The organism is Sphingobacterium sp. R2, from assembly GCF_040760075.1.
Lineage (GTDB): Bacteria > Bacteroidota > Bacteroidia > Sphingobacteriales > Sphingobacteriaceae > Sphingobacterium.
In genome coordinates this window covers 4,911,955-4,932,516 of record NZ_CP142884.1, presented here as the reverse complement: position 1 = coordinate 4,932,516, position 20,562 = coordinate 4,911,955, and the positions used below count along the sequence as shown (strand labels likewise).

Genomic DNA, 20,562 nt, shown 5'->3' with positions numbered 1-20,562 from the left:
CATGAAAAATATTCATAAAATTTTAATATTGATATCCACATTGAGCTTATTTTCCTGCGCTAAATGGTTGGATATCCAACCAGAAAGTGATGTGGACAAAAATGTGCTTTTTTCTACTGAGGATGGGTTCAAAGAGGCATTGTTAGGTGTGTATACGCGGGCGTCAAAGAGTGACTTGTACGGATTGGAGTTGACCATAGGAACGCCAGAGGTTTTGGCTCAAAATTATGTCATGGCCAGTGGTGATAAATTAAGGTATGAGGAGACTAAAAAAATTAAATATCAAGACGCTAATTTTATTACTAGGAAGGATAACATTTGGAAAGGCCTGTACAACGGGATTGTAAATGCGAATTTAATTTTAGAAGAGATTGATAAGAAGCAGAAACTATTTGTTGGCAATAACTACGCATTGATTAAAGGTGAAGCTTTGGCATTGCGCGCCTATCTTCATTTTGATGCGCTTCGACTCTTTGCTCCTTCCCCGATGCTAAACAGCACGTCCGACGCCATTCCTTATGTAACAAGCTATTCAAATAAATCGACCAAGCTTTCTACGGTGGCGCAAGTATTAGACTCTGCAATTCGGGATCTGGAAATAGCGAAAGATCTCCTGAAAGTAGATCCCATTAGGCAGCCTTCTTATCTGATAGGCTATCCAATTATAACAGATACTTTAAAAAATTCAGAGTTAAATAGCAGTGAGCTATTTTTACAAAATAGAAGACACCGATTGAATTATTTCGCTGTTTGTGGTTTGCTAGCTAGAATTTATTTGTATCAGGGCGATCAGGTGAAAGCCTTAGCACATGCCAACGAGGTTATCACTGCGAACAAATTTCCGTGGACAAATAAAACAGATTTTTTGGCTTTAGAACCTGATAAGAAAGATCGCATTTTTTATAAGGAATTGCTTTTTGCTTGGTATATCCCTGCCATGAGCGGAACTTATAATAATGACTGGTTTGTGGACGGAACGGTAGGGATGTATTTGGACGAAGATGAAACGCGAACCATCTATAATGTTGCTGGCGATGGGGGCACAGATATACGATTCACCCAGTGGTTTGAAAGCAGGAGTTTGGGGACGCAACGGGCATCTGTACTTCTGAAGTTTAGGAGAAACTCATTTAGTGACAGTTTTAGCGCTAATCTACATTATTTGGTCGCTCCTGCGATCAAATTAAGTGAAATGTATTACATCGCCGCTGAATGTACTTATGACAGTAATCCCACTAAAGCGCTAGCATTAGTGGATGAGGTGAGGGAACACCGCGAGATCGGGAAGAAATTGCAAGTTAGTACAAAGAATCAATTTATCAGCGAACTAGTCAAAGAATACCGAAAAGAAATGTATGCTGAAGGGCAATTGTTTTATCTCTATAAGCGGTTGAATTTACCGATCAATGGCCAACATGGTGAGGTTATTCCGGCTAGACAGGAAATTTTTGTATGGCCGCTTCCCGATGATGAGATTATTTATGGACAACGTTAAAAAGATAATTACATGAAATTTAACCCTATTTTATTTATGTTATTAGGTATGCTCTTGCTGTTTTCTTGTAAAAAAGCAAGCTTGATAACCTACGATCAGCCAGCAAACGTTTATTTTGACCTGAATGATGCCGATCGGGATAGTATCATTTACACCTTTGCATATGATTTGGAAAAATCGAGTGATACAGTGTATTTTCCTGTAAAGATTATGGGCTATCGCGATGCTAAACCTCGAAAATATGAGGCCTATATTGTGGCCGATTCATCTACGGCGAAGATGGGGATCCATTATGACAAACTAGAAACGGCATATACCCTAAAGGCAGAAGAAGGTCGAGCTTACTTGCCAATTATTGTTCATAATGTAAAGGATCTGGAGGATCGTGCCGTATCGTTGATCATCAAATTGAGAGAAAATTCAGATTTCGGTATCCGAAATCCCGATCTTATTCGTGTCAAATTGGTTTTATCCGCAAAATTGGAACGTCCAAGTTGGTGGGACAATTGGTTGAATAATTATTCTCAGGTGAAACATCAGTTATTTTACATTGCAACTGAACAGAAGTCGCTCACCACGAACGGCTTAGATGCCCCTAAAAATCTATATTTTGTCAATCTTTTACTAGCTATGTTGAATGATCCATTTAAATGGGTTATCGATCATCCGGAAAAAGGTTATGCACTAACCACAAAAGATAATGGCGAAACATATGAATTTTATCCTATTAATAATCCTGGTAGGAAAATATTAATTAAGAGAAATAATGCCACTGGTAAGTATTTCTTTATCGATGAAAATGGAAAGGAGTTGAGATAATATGATAGTCAACAAACTTAAGCTAACTGCAATAATTAACTGTAGTTTTATCCTTTTAATTTGCAACCTTTTTTACGGTTGTTACAAGGATAAGGGGAATTATTCGATAGATATTCCCCATGAACCTATTGTTCAGGGATTGGATACAGTTTATGAAGTTCGTGTCGGTGATAGTTTAATCATTAAGCCGAAAATAACGGGTGTAGAGCTGAGCAATCTATCGTACGATTGGCAAATTAGTGCGCCAGAGGCCATTGATCCGGAGGTCAATCATTACAGGGGGGCGACTTTGCGCTTGGCGTTTGGGCTAGGAGCAAATCGATATAAAGTGAGGTTTACCATTTCAAATCATAGCAATAATATGAAGTATTTCCATGATTTCTATATTCAAGGAATTACTGAATTTTCCAAAGGTTCGCTTGTGCTATCGAACGACAAGGGCGTAGGCAAACTTACTTTCATAAAACCTGATAACTCCATTTTGCCAAATATTTATGAAATTATTAACAATGAGGTGCTGCCATCAGATCCGCTTCATATTATTTATGCCAATCACACTATTGCCAATACTCCATTAGCGTATTGGTATATAGGGAAGCATGGTGGGGTTCGTATGACGTTGGAAGAGCTTAAAAAGGAAAAGGTTAAACCCGGTACACTGAAAGAAAACTTTTTCTTACCACCAGAAAATATCGACGTTGGGGATTTGCAAATGTATGAGCAAGGGGTGCTACTTGGGGTCATCGGTGGTAAATTTTATGGTGGGGCTACCAGCACCTGGAATCAAAGTAATACTTACGGCATGTTTGGCACACCTGCAGATGGAAATTATGTCTTGGCACCAAAGTTTATTGTTACGAAGGTACAGAATGACCATTTTATTACAGCTTATGAACGTAATAAGAGACAGTTTGTACGGATTAACCTGTACGGAGGCGCGATGTATTTTGGTACGCAATACAGCACGGTTGGCGCAGAAGTATTTGATCCTACGAATGTGAAAATGGACCTTATACAGATGGTGCAGATTAATAGCTCGGATATCTATGCGTATATGAAAGATGATGCAGGTAAAATATATGAACTTAAATTTAAGACGGATTTTGTGCGGGAATTTAAGTTTGAAGCATTACAGAAAAAGCTGTTTTCTCATTCCGAGTGGATACATGCAGATACAAAAATGGTGGCGAGCCGTGTAGGCTATATTTATATTGCTTATCAGGATAAAGTTTTTAGGTATAACCCATTGAATGAACAAGTACAGGAATTGCAAATGGCTTTCAAATCGACAGTTACATTATTAAAATTTGATGAAAGTGAGGAAACGCTGATTGTTGGCGCTGGGGGATCGCTTTACTACTTGGCTGTACAGGTTGGGAAAAATGGTGAACTTATCAAGAAAATTGATGGGATTCCAGGCGATTTGGTGGATATAACTTGGAGAAAGTAACATTAAAACGTATTTAAATAAATCAAAAAATATGAAAATTTTAAAAATAGTTGCCTTAGCACTGGCATTTTTGCCTATGACATCCTTTGCGCAGCAAGCTAATTTCCAGATCAACGGAAGTGCCCCAAAAGCTTTTAATGGTAAAAAAGTGTATCTGGATTATATAAAAGATGGATTTCCAGCATCGGATTCATCGGCTATCGTGGACGGCAGATTTAGTTTCAAAGGAACAGTAGAGGAGCCGTCTTACTCCAGGATGGTTTTTGATCAAGACAGTAAGGGGAAATTAGTCGCACAGAATATTGGCGACCGTTTATACTTCTATTTAGGCAATGAAACCTACAATATAGCTATCAAAGATTCGCTGCGTACTGCTGCCGTAAAAGGATCGCCGTTGCATAATGCTTACGTTGCATATTTAAAGGAGATTGGCGGTGGTTTCATGGATATCATTGATGCCGGGAACAAGGCCTTTGGGGCTGTGAAACAAGATGCTCCTGATGCCAATGAACAGTATAAGGCTATCCATGAGAAGTTTGAAGCGCGGTTTGAAGCCCGACGGGTAAAAGAGCTTGCATTTGCTGCTAAAAACCCCAATTCGATCTTTGCGGTGGATGCACTTATTGATGCGGCCAATAAACGCAAGCTCAGCGAGATCGAGCCAATATTTTTGAAGCTGTCCAAAGAGGTGCGTCAGACCACGAATGGGCGACAGCTTGAGGCTCGTTTCTTGGCAGAGAGAAGTGTGAAAGTTGGTCATAAAGCACCTGATTTTTCACAGCCCGATACGGAGGGGAAAATGGTTAAGGTATCCGACTTTAAAGGTCAATATGTACTGATCGACTTTTGGGCGAGCTGGTGTAGTCCCTGCCGTGCCGAAAATCCTAACTTGTTGAAGGCCTACAACAAATACAAAAGTGAGGGGCTGGAAGTACTTGCAGTATCTTTGGATGATACAAAGGGGAAAAATGCTTGGTTAAAAGCGATCAAAGATGATGGCTTGCCTTGGGTCCATGTCTCAGATCTAAAGGGTTGGAGCAATGAGGCAGCTGTATTGTATGGTGTGCGGGCAGTACCGCAAAATTATCTGGTGGATCCTCAAGGAAATATTGTTGCTATCAATATTAAAGGTGAACAGTTACACCAGGAGTTGGCCAAAATTTTTGATAATTAATGGTCAGATGCACCGTATTGGTGTTGCCTTTAATCCTAAAAAGGATAATATTTTTTGGAAGAAATGGCAATATTGACGAGCAGCTGTATCGCGGGTTATGTTTTGAGGCTAGGGATTGATTCCCTAGCTTTTTTTATTTCGTTGCTTCTGTTAATAATTTAAGCATGCTTGCCGCATAGTTTTTGCCCAGTTTTCTGTACCCAGTGGGGCTGAAATGCAATCCATCGCTTATCCCTTCGCAGTCTGCGGATGATATAATATGGGCTGTCGGTACAGTGGCGGGCAAGGTTTCGATGATGCTGTTCATGCTTGCGCATTTGCCTCCGGCTTCGGCCGATAGGAGTTCGCCTGCCAGTATGGGCACTTCATCTGCCTTCAAGTGCAAGTCGTGCAGTAAATTTTCATATACTTTTTTTACTTTATTAGGCCATTCGCGATCGCCAGTGTTGGATTCGCCCTGATGAAGTAAGATGCCTTTGATTACACCTTTCTGTTGTGCTATCTTGGCTAATGCTACAAGTCTTTGATACGGGTTGTTGTCATAAGCTGCAAGCATGGATTTCATCCACTCCGGCGCCTTTGCCACATAGCTGGCCGTGCTGTCCTGATCAAATAACTGAATATGACAGCCACCTACCGAAACGTTGATGACACCGATCTCGATATTTTCAGGAAGATTTTCTATAAGCGTTCTGCCGAAATAATCTGCAGGTGTAAGTCCTGTATGGCAGCGCGTGAGTGGTGCACGGGCGGGAGACCACTTGCCATACTGCCTTCCCAATTCGGGGCAGTCTACTGCCGCAAGTACATGGAACCGACTATTGGTGATGGTATCCTGTGGTTCGAATTGACCATGCCCCTCCATATTGGATTGTCCAAAACAAAGGTATATATGAAAGTTGTTGTCTTGAGCGAAAGCTGCTGTTCCTAAAACGTTTCCCAGCAGGAAGATGAATAGCAAGATTTTAAATGGTGTTTGTTGCATCATGGAGTTTTTTTATATTTCTAAAATTAAGATATTTCGCGGTAAGCACAGCTTACCGCGAAAAGATATTCTTTAGTTCATCGCTATAAATTTGAATTTGAACAATTGACAGGATGTACCGTAGTAGTCCCAAAGCTGCAGGTTGGAGTTCCCATCCATTGTACAGCTGGGGATATCCCATCCGCGTGTGGCATCGACTTTTGATACGATTTTGTAATATCCATTTGCTACAGCCGTTACCTTCCATGTCTGAGCATCATTGCTGTAACTCTGCCAGAGGCGGATGGAGGTTCCGAGTGCATTACTGTTACTGGCTAGATCAATGCAACGATTGCTCGCACTCGCTTTGGATACAAAGCGCCAGTATCCATTGCCGGCATCGATCGCTACCCAGCGCTGTGCATTTGCACCATTCCTAGTCCAGGGTCTGAGTACAGCACCATCGGCATCCTGACCTGATTTTAAATCAAGGACTTTATTGGCGTCGGTTTGGAATTCAATCTCGTAAATTCCATTATTGACCAGACTCGTGACATTGCAGTTAGACATCGGATAATTGGAGGCAGCATATTGCTGAAACCATTGTTTGCTAGGTGCTGCACACGCTTCCCAATCGTTGTTGTAAGCTGTGCCACCATTGGGATCACCTTTGTGGAGCAGGTTATCCGGAGCGAGAAGATTCCAGCTCACATTGCCGGATTGATCCACGATATACTTTAAATTTGCACCAAAGCCGTTGCCTCCGGCGGTACCTGTGGAGCCTGTTCCGAAGGTACCATATCCTTGTGGAGCCCAGTCTGTCTCTGTAATGGCAATCGGCGCAATGTCAGCAATAGGTTTCACATTGGTATTCCAGGCATTTTGAAAGGCCTGATAGGTATTGACACCACCCCAGTATCCCGGATATATATGTACCGCATAGCCGATGTTACCGCCGGTAATCTGGTTATTGACATAGCCTTGGTAATGGGACTGCCAACCGGTACCGGGTATCCAACATACGTTATTGGCACCGTTGTTACGGATAATATTTACCAAAGGCTGGAAGAAATTTTTCAGCGCAGCAAAATGCTCATTGCCGGTCATCCCCCAGGAGCCATTTGTTCCCAATATTTCAACGGGCTCGTTGGCCAATTCAAACATCACATTGTCTGCATTTTTCAGTGAAGCATGTTGCGAAAGAAAAGTCCATACTGTCTTCAGATACGTATGATACGCATCGTTTACTGCAATACGGTGCGGGCATACCCCCGGCGGACGCAAGATAACATACATACCTCGGCTACGGGCGTGATTAATCAAAGGAATAATAACCTGGTTGGTGTAGGTAACCAAGCGATTATAGTTAAACCTTGAGATGTCGTTTTCGGGAATAGGCGCTCCTGGATCGTTGGTCCAATAAGGGTCGATGTGAAGACGAATATAATTCAGGTACCAACCATCGGCTGCACTAGTGAGTTTGTCAATGACGGCTTTGTTGTAGTTGAGGGCACCTTGTACATTGTAGTTATCCCAGGTACAGTAGCCCGAGTTGGCACCGTACTGACAGCCGTTGAACCAAGGGCTGGGAGTAATGGCGACCCCATGAAGGACGATGTTGTTGTCGCAGGGATCTTTGAGGTACTTTCCTCCTACATGTAATGTTGGAGTTGGGCGAGGCCAGTTTGTAACGGCTTGCACAGAAACATTGGATTTAAGACTTCTTTCGGATTCGCTAGTTAGCGCTTTTTCTTCCAGCCGCGAACAGCTGAAAAGGAGGGTCGTTAATAAGACCACCAGTAACCACATGTTGTTTGTTCTCATAATTTAAATATTTAAGGGTGATTAATGATCTTGTTTTTTAGCTACCAATGCCTCAGCGACAGCCTGATAGGCTGGCTTTCGAACAAATCCTTCGGTCCATAAACCAACCGGCTCTCCGCGGCGCCAGAATGAACTCTCCTGATCGGGGCTATCCAATGGGCTCCATATGGTAATACCGTATTGCTTATCCTTTGGAATGATTGCCAGATATTTTTCAACGACATACCTGTACAGGTCAGCTTGTTTCTGATACATTTCAACCGTGGCATTGCTAGTTTTGATGCCATTTCCTAAGCCGATGTCCAGCTCGGATACTTTGATCATCTTACCGGTGGAGGCCAATAGATTGAACATACTGACGATATTGTCTTTGCTGGTATTGATATCGATGTGCATCTGGGTACCGATCCCATCTACTTTAACCCCCTTGCTTTCGATGTAGCTGACATAGGCAATCAGCCCCTTACATTTGTTACCACTGCCTTCTAAGCCATAATCATTAATGAATAGGAGATCGTTGGCATTGCCATATTTGCGGGCAAGCTGGAAGGCTTTTACGGCATAATCTTTTCCTAAATAATCTTGCCAATAGAATTCGTCATCCGCCAAATCGGTTTTTCCGATTCCGGTCTTTAAAGCATATTGGTCTGGCCAGTCGGACATGGGTTCGTTGACGACATCCCAGGCTTTTATGTAACCTTTGGTTTTTTCCAGCATACCAGCAATAAATGTCTCCAGCGCTTTGGTGAGTATGGTTTCTTTCTCTGCCGGTGTTTTTTCAATACTATAGCCTCCGGGACTGCCATAGCCCTCACCATCCGCTGACTGTGCTCTAGTGGAGTTGTTTCCCCAGCCGCCCCAGCCATCGATATTGCTTTCAAAATCTCCGTTAGCAATCAGATTAGCTGAACTACCGGTCTTTTTGAGCACAACCTTGTCGATGAATATAGTACCGTCGTATTGGCCGAAATTGATAATAAAACGATCTCTTTCGGCAGTCGCGGTAGCTTTGAGTTCGTACTCTTTATAGCTCGTCGTTAATGCTAATGAGCCCATATTGTCACCAGTATAATTGGAAGAAGTCTGCAAATCAATGCTTAGGTTACCTGCTTTATTGCCCCGGGCGACAATCTTTAAGACATACTCTTTCCCCACCTCGATGGAATTAATGGCATGGGCTGTCTGTGCTTCCCAAGGGTTCACAACGGAAGGATTGGTCATTTTTAAAGCATGACCAGCTAGGGCTGGCCCGTCGGAACCTGGTATTTCCACAGGTGCTATTAATTTATTGAGATAGGCCGCATTCTGTCCCGAGTGCCAGCACAGCGTATGCCCATATAAAGCCATATTGTTTTCCTGTGCGGACGTGATAAGCTGCTCCACACGGGATAGGTTGAGGCTACCGTCTGCCCGCACAATGGAGCCATGCTTCATTTCATAGCCCATGACCATTTCCTCAAAATTACGGTTAGACAGACGGTAAAGCACCCCTTTGTTTAAATAGTCGTTTATATTGAGCGCTACACCAAGCTTAAAACCTGGGTTTGCCTCCTTGTCTAAATAACTTTTTAGGGGATTGTAGGCATTTATATCTTCTTGTTCAATTACTTTCTCTGGTTTGTCGACAGCGTATTCCAGGGCATGATATTTGGAACAGGAACTCCATACGGTGCCGAGCGAAAGTAGGATGACGATAGTTTTATTGATTTTTTTCATCGCGGTTCATAATTGATTTGATACTACTTTTTGATGGGTGTAAAAGTTTCCATTTTGACAGATCTGTCCCGCATCACGAGGGTATCCTTGCTTGTGACAGTCATTTGTGCCATATCAATCGTATAGGATAAATAAAGTGCATCTCTGTCTGTATTGCCCCAGCTATTTTTTTCGCCCCGTTTGACGAACTTTCCGGTCCCTGACGCAGATATTCCCGCGCTGCCTGAGCTAACACTGCAATTATTATCGTCATCAAAAGTTAAGTTCAGATTGACAGTGATATTAACATTATCAGCTCCCTTAAAAGATAGCGGCAAAATCGACTTTTTAAGTGCTGCTGTATTGACGCTTTTGACTTCATCTTTTTCTACATAAGTCTGGTGCCTGACGACATTTTTAGTCAGGTTGCCGTTAGCACCTTTGCCCACGATCTGGTCGGTACCCCGACGCAGGTAATTGCCGTGCCAGGGATTGATATATTTGAGTGCATAAAAGATAAAATCTTTTGGTGCGACATCCCAATCGGATACAATAGCCCTATTGGCAGTCTGTAGCGACGTTTTACCGGAGAGGATGGAATCGGCGTTAACCACTTTTGTCATCCTTAGAGGAAGTACGTAATAGGTTTCCAAGGATTTTGAGTCGGCAAAAAATGCGTTAGTCAGTTGCACTTCAACACCGCCTGTGAGACTACCACTTGGGATGTTAATTTGATTGCTGCTAAGCTGGTAGTAATTGTTGGGTAATGCGGTAACTGCCTGCCCGTTTGGATAGCTAAGGCCATTCGTAAGGCTGTTGTCGACAACAAAATCGATACGGATGTCTTTTCCATTGTTGTATACTCCTCCAGTGGTTGCCATGACTTTCACCTTATGCTGGTTGTCGAGGCTGTTGTCAAAAATGTCTTCGCCCAGCGTTAACGTTCTGACGGGTGTCTGATAGGCGAAGTACACCGATTGAAATTCAAAGTCTGGGAACTCCCAATCATTATTTTTGCAAGACGCCAAGCTAACTAATGCCATTGCGTAGAGGATATTGATCTTTTTCATCGTGTGCTTGTTAAGTTTAATTCCAACCTATATTTTGTATAAGATTACTGTATTTAAGTACCTCACTGTAGGGAATTGGACCGTAATTCATATAGTTTTCATAGACTCTATTTTCTACAGGTATTTCGGTATAGTTATTATTAGTGATGTTTATTCCCTTGGCGGCGACATTGATGTCCATTTTCCAGCGGCGTAGATCCCAAAAGCGAAATCCTTCAAAGCATAGCTCCAGTCGGCGTTCGTTTCGGATCAGCTGCCGCATTTGATCTTTATTGTTTTTTACTTGCTCGAGGTATGGATCGCCATTGTTGGTGCCTACACCTGCACGCCTGCGGATAGCTTTAATGATATCGTAGGCAGAGAACGCAAAGGTTCCCATGCCGGTAGGTCCCCAAGCTTCATTAGCTGCTTCGGCATAGGCTAGATACATTTCTGTCATGCGTATACGAGCGTTGAAATGCATTTGCTGGGTTGAAGATGATGGATTGAGATTGACATCCTGACGCAGGAGCTTTTTCAGGTAGTACCCCGTCCGTGTGGAGGTTTCCACTTTGTTTAAGCCGTCATTTGTTGCACTATTGGCTGTTGTATTGATCGCTGTATTGCTGACCCCTGCTGTTGCTCCATTGACAATGATATAGGTTTTTAATCGGGGATCCCTTTTGTCGTAAGGATTGGCCTTGTTGTAAGCCGAATTGGCATCGCTAATGGGATAGCCATTCTCCATAGGGAAGGCATCGACCAGGTTTTGTGTTGGATTGAGTCGCCCTCTTCCAAATAAGGTGGGCGGAAAATGGTCTTGTTCCATGCTGTTGCTATTTCCTTTGTCAGTGCGCCAAATAATTTCGGCTGGATTGGATCCAGAGGTCAGGCCATCGATTACGTCTTTATTGTACCAGGTAAATCCTTTAGGATCGATGCCACTGGCTCCGCCTTTGGCTTGAATGACCTGTCCCGCATAGTTTGCGGCTTGTTCCCAAGTGGTTTTGCTCCCTTCACTGTATGCTGGGCTGGCAGCTAGCAGCGCTGCTCTAGCTCGGATAGCTTGTGCGATGCGTTTGGTCATCCGTAGTTTAAAAGTATCGCCAAATACGCGATTGTAATCATTGGCGTTTATAGATCCTGCATATTTGGCTGGAACTTGGCTATCGCTGGTTATATTTTCATAATCCATTGGGAGGAGGTCCTCTGCATTTTTTATATCATCGTATAACTGCTGCATACAGGCTTCAAATGAGGCTCGAGGTTGATTGAAATCCGAATTGACGGTCTCGGGAGTCAAACGAATGGGTACGCCCATTATTTCTCCTGTACTTGACTTGCCGGCATGTGCTTGTAGAAGATGGAACATAAATAGCGCACGAAGACCGTAGGCTTCGCCTTTCATCCGGTCGTTGAATAGGGCGCTGACTTTTGGTTCCATTGCCCATTCTACTTGATCGGTTAAGGACAGAAAATTATTTAGATATTGGATAGCTGCGTAACTGTTGCGCCATTGATCGAAAGGGTTGTTTATGCTTGTCCACTGTCCGGTTGCCGTTTTTAGAAAAGTATTGTTCTTGTCGTTGCTCACCGCATTGTCGGTTGATACATCGTCAAAGCTGTAACTGTTGCTCGGAATCCGGTTATATCCATTTAAGAGCAGTCCCTGGGCATACAAAGGACGGCTATTGGCCGTTTCAATTTCGAGATTGTTCTCTAGAGTAGGCTCAAACATATCATCGCAGGAAGAAAATAACAGGCTGCTCAGGATAGCTATCATTAGTATTTTTTTCATCATTCTCTTTTTAACTATTCATGATTAAAATAAAGCCTTAAGGCCGACGTTGAAAAATCGGGTTTGGGGCGCTTGTCCAATATTCAATTGCATGGTTTCTTTTTCCTTTGCAATCATCAACAGATTGGATCCATTGGCATAAATTCCCAGTTCGTGGATAAATTTGGAGCTGAGTATATGTTTGGGAAAATCATAGGAAAGCTGCACTTTGGACAAATTGATACGATCGTTCTTATAAAGCCAAAAGTCTGAGCTTCGAAAGTTATTGTCGCTGTTAAATGTGGTTAGGCGTGGGTAAGTTGCAGTCTCTTTGGTCGATTCGGTCCAACGGTCACGCACGGCCACCGAATATTTATCCTCTGCATCCACCCAAAAATACGAACTGTTTTTCATGGCCTTAGCACCGAACTGGCCTGTAGCAGCTGCAAATAAGGTTAAGTTGTTCCATTTCACTGTTAGGTTCAGTCCGAGTGTAAGTGGCGACCCCGCCCATCCACCTTTGCCCAAATATACTTCGTCTCGCGTATCAATGGTGCCGTCTCCATTTTGATCTTTATACTTTATATCACCGGGTTTTACTTCACCAAAGGAGGAGAAGGCCGAATTGTCAATATCGGACTGGCTCATATAAAAACCGTCGTGCTGTAAGCCCCAAATGGCGTCTAGCGGTTTTCCGGCTCTATTTTGATAGCTAAACTGATAGAGTTCGTCCCTTTTGACTGCTTTTGTTGTATAATACATGCCATTGAAACCCAGCGATACAAACGTTTGGTTGATCTGTTTGTTCAGATTGATGCCAAAGTCAATTCCCCGACGTTCGTCAATGTTATAATTGATATAAGGAAGATCCGAGTAAACGGGCCAACCGGTCATGAAATACATGGGATATTGGGTTGTGGCCTGTACCAAACCGCCGCTCATGCGATTAAAAAAGTAACCGGTACTGAACGTGATCAGGTTATCGTAAAGCCCCCCTTCCAGGGCGACATTAAATTCCTTGCGTTTTGGAAACTTCATGTTTGGATTGTCGCCTCTTCGTCGGTCAAAAGAGTGCACCAATGCACCATCTGCCCAGCTATACCAAGCTCCGTCGTTGTAGGTATAATAGCCTTGATAAAGGTAATAATCGCTAATGTCCAGATCGGTGTTTAGAATACCTGCTGAAGCAGACAATCTTAACTCGTTGACGATTCTATTGTTGGCGAGGAAGTTTTCTTTAGACAAACGCCAGGCAAGTGCCAGTGTAGGGGATAGGGCTTGCCTGTTTCCCTGTGGTAATTTTGCAGAGTGGCTGTAAGCGCTACTAAAGTCAACATAATATTTGCTTGAATAGTTGTAGCCTAATTGTAGCCCTAGGTTAGCATTGCTGACTTTATGATAGCTGCCGGAGGCAGCGATCTGAAACGCATTGGCCAAAAGGATTGCCGAAACATGGTGATTGCTATTGTAGGTGCGATTAAAGTTCAGGGAGCCATTGAGTCCTATGGTCTGCCGATAGGTACTACCACTGATATTCTGGATACCTGAAATGCGGTCATCGCCATATTTTGTGAGGCTACTGATTCGATCTTTTCCATCGTAGTTATTCCATGATGCCTGATATACTGCATAATTGTTGTTGTAGGACTGATTGTAATTTGACTGATAGTCCACGGCGAGGTTAGTTTTAAAAACTAGGCCTTGCAGTATATTTTTCAAGTCAAAATTCAAACCCGTATTAAATTGAAACTGCCGGTTGAGATCACGATTTGTGCCACCGGCATAAATATTTCCAAAAGCATTGGTTTGGTCGAGCTGACTTCCCCCAGGAGATATTTGCCATCGATAAGAAAATTACTGTTGTTGACATAGACCATCGAGTTGATATCTCCTTCTTCAATCATATCAATCGGGATGAGGGGGGAGAAGCGATGTGGGCGTATGGTGGCTGCTTCATTCCAATAGTTAGCATTTACTCCTTTTGAAACATAGAAACTGGCTGCTGCATCTACATTTAATGAGATGAGGTCACTGACTTTGACATCTATATTACCGCGCATATTAAATCTATTGGCACCACCATTTTTCTTCGCTTGTCCAAAATTGAGCATAGCTCCTTCTGACCAGAATCCAAAGTTGGTATAGTATTGCGCCCGCTGGTTGCCCCCTGATATTTCGGCAGTCGCATCGTAGCGGTTGTAATGATCTTTAATATAGTCCCATGAATAGTAATCGACGTTAGGGTAGCGAAAGGGATTTGTTCCAGCTGCGTGTTGATAGATCGTTTCAGCGCTATAAAGCGGTGTTAATCCATCATTTTGTCGGGCTTCGTTATACAATGTCATATATTCTGCTGAGCCCAGGTATTGCGGATAGCTTATCGCAGCGTTGATACCAGCATTCGCCCTGATTTTGATCTTCTGGCCCCCGGCCATTCCACGTTTTGTGCTAATGCTGATGACGCCTTTGGCCGCCCGGCTCCCATAAAGTGCAATGGCATTGACTCCTTTTAGCACACTGATCTGCTCGATTTCTGTGGGCATCACATTGTTGGCATCGCGCGGAAATCCATCCACTAAGACCAAATAACCGCTCATTCCCCAAATATTTCCATTATAACCTGGAATAAATGCATCGAGATTTTCTAGACTATAGGTATTATAGCTCTTATCGAGCAATTGAGGAATGTTGATGGTTTGAACATTGCCCATGAGATCATTTTTATGAACTTTGCGGAATGCGACTTGTACAATTGATGTACTATCTGTGCCGCTACTGTCTGGAACTGCGGCTCTCAACAATTCACGGAATATATTTCTATCTGTTATTACGTTTGGATCATGCGATGCTTTGGCCATTCCTTCAGTGGTGGCGATCCAGCTTAATCCAAGACATAGTGCTATCGTTAATTTTTTGTACTTCATTTTTTGAATGATTAAATGAAACTTGTTACCAGCCTGGGTTCTGATAGAACTCGGGATACATACTGACATCTCTGACTTTTAGTGGCAACCAGTAGTGTTTGCTCGTGAATTTGCGTTCCAAAATGATATTCTCTTGAATATTGACGACACGATTTTGAGATGGATCTTGGTTGTTAAATACGCCTGCTCGATCAAAGAAAACCGCTTTTTTTAAGGTATATGGAGCTTCTGTCAGCAACAACCAGCGGCGCAGATCATTAAAGCGGTGCCCTTCGAAAGAAAGTTCGACAGCGCGTTCGCGGCGTAACTCGGGAAGCAGGGATTCGGCAGAGCCAAGAAACTTACTGTTTACATGTCCCACGCCAGCCCGGTCGCGTATGATATTGATAGCGTCGACAGCGGTTTTACCATAATTGTCTGCTTTGCCCGTGGCCGAATTGGAAGCCATCATGGCTGCTTCTGCATACATCAAATAAACATCGGCAAGGCGCATGTAAGGGACGTAAATATGAAGCGTGGTTCCGTAACTATAAGCTTGATCATATTTATTGGCTGTCAAAGGGATAAATTTGCGTAAGACATAGCCTGTCTGACTGCCAGTACGGGTATCTCGATAGCTTCCGCCTGTGTATAGATTGGCATTGCGGTTTTTCTCTTCTGACGCGGACATGTTTCCCTGAACGACCTTTGTGCCGTCAAAAATAATGTCCTTATAAAAGCGTGGATCCCGATCTTTCCAAGGGTATTCGGCATTATATCCCGATTCCGAGTCGGACTTGGTAATGTCCTTGATCGGTAAGCCACTTTTCATGCCATAGTAGTCGACATAATTTGCGGTCGGATTGAACTTCAGGTCGCCGTCGCCAACCTCTAAAGGGATGTACTGTTTGCTGGTCCCCCAATTAGATACCCAGGCATCAATATAAGGTCCCCTGAAGATTGCCTCTGTACTTCCTGGCATCGCCCAGTTTTGTCCCGTTGTATAGAAGTTTAAATGGATATTGGCTAGTGGTACCAGCGCATAACTTGTCTGGCCGCTTTCGACAAGCGAGAGCAATTCACCAAAAGCTTGAGCCGCTTTTTTACAATAATCTGCGTGATAGGTCTTACTTCCTGTTGACTGAAAGTTCATTAAGGGACTTCCTGCCCAAAGGTAGTTCTTACCAAGGTAGGCCAGCGCCATAATTTTATTGATGCGCAGCTGATTTTTACCCAGTGTACGTTTTCCAGCGGTTGTATTATCCCAATCAATTGGCAAAAGGTCGGCCGCTTCTCTAAAATCGGCTGCGGCAAGATCCGCACAGGCCTGATAGCTCAGTCTTGGTAGTCGAAGCTTTTCGTCGCTAGGAAGTACATAATTAATGTAAGGCATACCGCCAAAATATTCCATTAGTCGATGGTGAAACCAACCTCGGAAAAATAACAATTGCCCCTTGATCAGATCCCTTTCTTCTTGTGTTGCTTCGGTCAGTTTATCTATATTTTCTAAGCCTAAGCTTATTTTGCGAAGCCCAAACCATGCGGCGCTCCATAAATCGCGGAAGGCGCGGTTGGCGAATACATCGTCATTTCTGGTGGTAAAATCGCCCTGATCCATCCAACCGGCTCCCCAACCATCAAAGTCTCTTTGCCAACCCCAAAAATTACCTTCGTCTATTTTGTTTACGAAATGAAAATTGTTTGCTGTGGAAGTTATTTCGTCCTCGCCCCAGTTCCAAGAGTTGGTCCAGTAGTTGTTACTGAAATTAACTACACAGTTATACAGCTCTTCGGTATACCCCTGAAAGTTTATAAAATTTTTGAATGCTTCTTTGGATGATACGTTGGACTGCTCTTCTTTATCTAGATATTTATTGCAGGAGAGTAAGGATGTGGATGACCACAGCACACCCGTTATAAAAATTACCTTGAAATATTTTTTCATCTGTCTAATTGCTTTAAAAAGTAATGTTTGCACCTAGATTAAACCGTTTTACGGTAGGATATGCTCCTTGAGATGCCCAGCCTGTACCGGCATAATTGGATTCTCGATCATCGGGCATTTTCGACCAGAAGATCAAATTGTTTCCGTTTAGGAATAGGCGCAAATTCTGTAGGCCCATGCGTTTGATTACGCTCGATTCACGATTAAAATTGTAGGCTATTTCAGCAGTCTTTAATCGAATGTATGAGCCATCAAACATATACCTGTTTCCGGTGTTATAACCGCTCGGTTGCGATAACCAGCGCGGCAGTGGCACATCGGCATTGATATTATCCTTTGACCAATAGGAGCCCTCATCGTAGGCCAGATTAAGCTGTCCTGCGAAACTGTTGAAGACAACTTGGCGGGTGACATTATTGACAGCGTACCACTGCGTCATAATACTGAAATTCTTCCAGTCAAACCCAATCGTCAAATTGTAGGTGTTTTGGGGAACCGAAGGAAAGGCATAAGGTATATTATCCTTGGCGTCGATAATACCATCTCCGTTATAATCCAAGATGTGATAATTGCCGGGAAGCTTTGCAAGGTCATTGCTTTCGTGAATGGTGCTGCCATAAAGTTCGTCCCATGTATTGTAATATCCGGAGCTCACATAGGAATAGGTTTGATTTACCTGTTTGTTATCTGGTTTCTGATATTCTGGCAGCAATTCAGCTGCATCAGCATTGATGACTTTATCCTTAGCGTGGGTAAAATTGATATCAGCCCATATCCGCCAATCAAGATTGAGTTGCTTATTAAATTTCAGTTCGACTTCATAGCCTTTGTTTTCTACCTCCCCGAGGTTGGCCGTTGGGGCCTCAACACCGAAATAGGATGGAATTGACCGCCCGCTGCCGGTGATAAGTACATTCGTCCTATGATCCTTGAAGAAATCTACCTTTCCGGAAATCTGGCCATTGAAAAGTCCAAAATCTACACCGAAGTTTAGCTTCTTTACTTTTTCCCAGCGGATATTTGGATTTCCAAGAATATTTTCTTTATACCAGATATATGGGCTGGTGTTCCCGTCGGAGTAGGAAAAACGACCGTCTACACCCATTCCTGAAGTACCGCCATAAGACCATTGGGTAAGATAGAGAAATTGCCCACCACCACTGTCGTCACCAATATCTCCATAAGAACCACGCAGCTTTAACATACTTAAAAAGGATAATGGTTTTAAAAATTCTTCTTCTGAAACCAACCAGCCAATACCCCCTGAGTTAAAAAAAGCAAATCTATTTTCAGGTGCGAATTTTTCTGAACCAGTATATGCACCGTTATATTCGAGCATATATTTGTTTTTATAGTTGTAGGTGGTACGGAATACCCAGTCTTCCCGGTAGGAAGGAACGGTGTTTCCTGTTCCGTATTGATTGCGGTTGACTAATCCCATCGCCGAAATATTGTGGTTTTGAGCAATTGTAGTTGCGTAATTCAGTTGTAATTGGTAGAATAATCTTCGATAAGTAAGTCTGTTATCGACAACACCGCCTCCTGTTGTCCAGTCAATACCTTCGACAAAATCAAATCTATTGGTAGCGTCAGAAGTGATCTGGTAAGTCGGAAGTCCGGTTTCGGGATTTATCCACTTGGTTTGGGTATTGTTATTCGCGTCGTTGATACCGCGATTACCTTCAACGAAAGTATTGTCCAGTGACAGCGTTCCACGTACATTTAGTCCTTTTGCTAAAAATTTAAGATCTTGTTCGAGCGTAAAATCGCTTGTAATGCGACTTGTTGTCGTATACTCCGTTCCACTGATGGCCAGCACACGGGCAGAGTTTATGCCGGCATTCGGGTTTAGTGCATTATATCCCCATGTGCCATCTGAATAGCGCGGATAAATAGCATCCGGCGCTACGGTGTACGCTGCAATCCAATATGAATAATGATTTCCGCCGCCAAATGGACTTTTTCGGACACCACGGGAGCCCGCTAGATTTGTTGAAAATTTTGTCGTTGGCGTTAGCTGGAAATCCAGATTCGAGCGCACATTAAGGCGGTTGAAACCATAGCCCGTTTTATAACCCCTCGCATTTTCAAACTGGCGGAACATATCGCCTTCATAGAGGTAATCCGCGTTAGCAAAGTATTTGACAAAAGGGGTGCCGCCGGCAATATTTACACTGCTGTTTTGCGAAAATGCTTGGCTTTTAAAGAGTTCTTTCGCCCAATTGGTATTGACATAGCGCTCTCGTTCAGTTTGGTCAGCAGGAAAGCGGTATTTATTGATAATACCCTGCGGTGAATAGTTGGCCCAACTTGTAGGATTGATACCCAATTCATACTCTATTACCTTGTTCCGTAGCATCAATGCATCATAAGAATCCATTTTGCCTGGAAGCTGGGAAACGGTCTTTACAATGTTGTTGACGGTACCCCGTATCATCATTTGTCCTTCTATACCCCGCTTAGTGGTGATTAAAATAACCCCGTTTGCCCCTCTAACACCATAGACAGCAGTTGCCGAGGCATCTTTGAGGACAGAGATTGTTTCAATAGAGCTAATATCCACCGCGGATAACGGTCTTTCCACACCATCGACCATCACTAAAGGGTCGGTATTATTCCACGTACTACGGCCGCGGATCACAATACGAGGATCCTCTTCGCCAGGCATACCTGTACTTGCAGTGGTAATTACGCCTGGTAGATTGCCTGTAAGTGCGGCACCTACGCTGGAAACACCTCCTGCGCGCTCGAGAATTTTACCGGAAGTCTGCGCAATAGCTCCTACAACGGTTTCCTTTTTCTGACGACCGTACCCGACAACTACCGTTTCTTCGATTTCGATTGACTGATCGGTTAACTGTACTTCAATGGTGTTTTTATTGTGGATATCGACTTCTATTTTGGCATATCCTAGCTTAGAAACAGTCAACAAAGTATTATCTGCCGGGACCTGGATTGTAAAAGCTCCATTATCATCAGTAGCCGTGGCCAGCGATGTGCCTTTTACCCGGATGGATGCACCGCTCACTTTTTTATGGTTACTATCGACGACAATGCCCTTTATCTGTCTTTTGGCCTGTGCAAAGAGTGTTGCCTGCCCCACGTAAAGTAGGAAAAGCAGTAAAGTGAATGGCTTAGCTATACCCCATAGCTTTTTCCAACGCCTTACTCGTGTGATTTTATATATAATCATCATCGCATTTTTGGATTGATAATAGGTTGAAGAATTATTGGTTAAATTTTCTTTAATTGGCGTGATACTTTTGTATCCCTATCCCCTTAACTCATATTGATAGAAATGAGGGGACAGTCAAGGATCATCTGGTACTGTCATAAATTGTATACTATAATTGGTTAAATGCTCTATTATAACTGTTTCGCAACCGGTTGCATGATTGAGATGCAATTTCCAATAATAGGAGATGCCTTTCAAATCAGTTTATAATTGTAAATCAAAGCTAGCCAAT

The 20,562-nt window shown here is 43.1% G+C and carries 13 protein-coding genes; 4 read left to right on the top strand and 9 right to left on the bottom strand.

The window, feature by feature from the left end; all coding sequences use genetic code 11:
- Position 1 precedes the first annotated feature (1 nt).
- The 4 genes from VXM68_RS20725 to VXM68_RS20710 are packed head-to-tail and all read left to right on the top strand — an operon-like array spanning position 2 to position 4,938.
- Positions 2-1,495: a RagB/SusD family nutrient uptake outer membrane protein gene (locus tag VXM68_RS20725; RefSeq protein ID WP_312330541.1), complete on the top strand. Its 1,494-nt coding sequence runs from the start codon at positions 2-4 to the stop codon at positions 1,493-1,495.
- Between the two features lie 12 nt (positions 1,496-1,507).
- Complete coding sequence (locus VXM68_RS20720; protein WP_367209877.1) at positions 1,508-2,314, top strand: DUF4843 domain-containing protein; 807 nt, start codon at positions 1,508-1,510, stop codon at positions 2,312-2,314.
- Between the two features lies 1 nt (position 2,315).
- Positions 2,316-3,764 (top strand): PKD-like family lipoprotein, encoded by a 1,449-nt coding sequence (locus tag VXM68_RS20715; protein ID WP_367209876.1) that lies wholly within the window; start codon positions 2,316-2,318, stop codon positions 3,762-3,764.
- Positions 3,765-3,795: 31 nt separating this feature from the next.
- Positions 3,796-4,938, top strand: a complete 1,143-nt coding sequence (locus VXM68_RS20710) for a redoxin domain-containing protein (RefSeq protein WP_367209875.1) — start codon at positions 3,796-3,798, stop codon at positions 4,936-4,938.
- 133 nt (positions 4,939-5,071) lie between these two features.
- Here the strand turns inward: VXM68_RS20710 and VXM68_RS20705 are convergent, their stop codons facing one another.
- The 9 genes from VXM68_RS20705 to VXM68_RS20665 form a co-directional block, all read right to left on the bottom strand.
- Positions 5,072-5,926: a sialate O-acetylesterase gene (locus VXM68_RS20705; protein ID WP_367209874.1), complete on the bottom strand. Its 855-nt coding sequence runs from the start codon at positions 5,924-5,926 to the stop codon at positions 5,072-5,074.
- A gap of 69 nt (positions 5,927-5,995) precedes the next feature.
- Positions 5,996-7,726, bottom strand: coding sequence for an RICIN domain-containing protein (locus VXM68_RS20700; protein ID WP_367209873.1), 1,731 nt, complete (start codon positions 7,724-7,726; stop codon positions 5,996-5,998).
- A gap of 21 nt (positions 7,727-7,747) precedes the next feature.
- Complete coding sequence (locus VXM68_RS20695; RefSeq protein WP_367209872.1) at positions 7,748-9,442, bottom strand: endo-1,4-beta-xylanase; 1,695 nt, start codon at positions 9,440-9,442, stop codon at positions 7,748-7,750.
- Positions 9,443-9,465: 23 nt separating this feature from the next.
- Entirely contained in the window at positions 9,466-10,491 is a 1,026-nt protein-coding gene (locus tag VXM68_RS20690; protein ID WP_367209871.1) for a DUF5627 domain-containing protein, read from the bottom strand.
- Positions 10,492-10,507: 16 nt separating this feature from the next.
- Positions 10,508-12,271: a RagB/SusD family nutrient uptake outer membrane protein gene (locus VXM68_RS20685; RefSeq protein ID WP_367209870.1), complete on the bottom strand. Its 1,764-nt coding sequence runs from the start codon at positions 12,269-12,271 to the stop codon at positions 10,508-10,510.
- A 21-nt stretch (positions 12,272-12,292) separates the two neighbouring features.
- Entirely contained in the window at positions 12,293-13,921 is a 1,629-nt protein-coding gene (locus VXM68_RS20680; protein WP_367209869.1) for a hypothetical protein, read from the bottom strand.
- Positions 13,922-13,974: 53 nt separating this feature from the next.
- On the bottom strand, positions 13,975-15,171 hold the full coding sequence (locus VXM68_RS20675; protein WP_367209868.1) for a TonB-dependent receptor plug domain-containing protein: 1,197 nt from the start codon (positions 15,169-15,171) through the stop codon (positions 13,975-13,977).
- Between the two features lie 25 nt (positions 15,172-15,196).
- Complete coding sequence (locus tag VXM68_RS20670) at positions 15,197-17,095, bottom strand: RagB/SusD family nutrient uptake outer membrane protein (RefSeq protein ID WP_367209867.1); 1,899 nt, start codon at positions 17,093-17,095, stop codon at positions 15,197-15,199.
- A 13-nt stretch (positions 17,096-17,108) separates the two neighbouring features.
- Complete coding sequence (locus VXM68_RS20665; RefSeq protein WP_367209866.1) at positions 17,109-20,291, bottom strand: SusC/RagA family TonB-linked outer membrane protein; 3,183 nt, start codon at positions 20,289-20,291, stop codon at positions 17,109-17,111.
- Between the last annotated feature and the right edge of the window lie 271 nt (positions 20,292-20,562).

Bases quoted from the DNA above. Each gene is read 5' to 3' on its own strand.
- VXM68_RS20695 (WP_367209872.1), bottom strand. From the start codon at position 9,442: ATGAAAAAAATCAATAAAACTATCGTCATCCTACTTTCGCTCGGCACC.
- VXM68_RS20670 (WP_367209867.1), bottom strand. From the start codon at position 17,095: ATGAAAAAATATTTCAAGGTAATTTTTATAACGGGTGTGCTGTGGTCA.
- VXM68_RS20720 (WP_367209877.1), top strand. From the start codon at position 1,508: ATGAAATTTAACCCTATTTTATTTATGTTATTAGGTATGCTCTTGCTG.
- VXM68_RS20725 (WP_312330541.1), top strand. From the start codon at position 2: ATGAAAAATATTCATAAAATTTTAATATTGATATCCACATTGAGCTTA.
- VXM68_RS20675 (WP_367209868.1), bottom strand. From the start codon at position 15,171: ATGAAGTACAAAAAATTAACGATAGCACTATGTCTTGGATTAAGCTGG.
- VXM68_RS20690 (WP_367209871.1), bottom strand. From the start codon at position 10,491: ATGAAAAAGATCAATATCCTCTACGCAATGGCATTAGTTAGCTTGGCG.
- VXM68_RS20665 (WP_367209866.1), bottom strand. From the start codon at position 20,291: ATGATGATTATATATAAAATCACACGAGTAAGGCGTTGGAAAAAGCTA.
- VXM68_RS20685 (WP_367209870.1), bottom strand. From the start codon at position 12,271: ATGATGAAAAAAATACTAATGATAGCTATCCTGAGCAGCCTGTTATTT.
- VXM68_RS20705 (WP_367209874.1), bottom strand. From the start codon at position 5,926: ATGATGCAACAAACACCATTTAAAATCTTGCTATTCATCTTCCTGCTG.
- VXM68_RS20710 (WP_367209875.1), top strand. From the start codon at position 3,796: ATGAAAATTTTAAAAATAGTTGCCTTAGCACTGGCATTTTTGCCTATG.
- VXM68_RS20700 (WP_367209873.1), bottom strand. From the start codon at position 7,726: ATGAGAACAAACAACATGTGGTTACTGGTGGTCTTATTAACGACCCTC.
- VXM68_RS20715 (WP_367209876.1), top strand. From the start codon at position 2,316: ATGATAGTCAACAAACTTAAGCTAACTGCAATAATTAACTGTAGTTTT.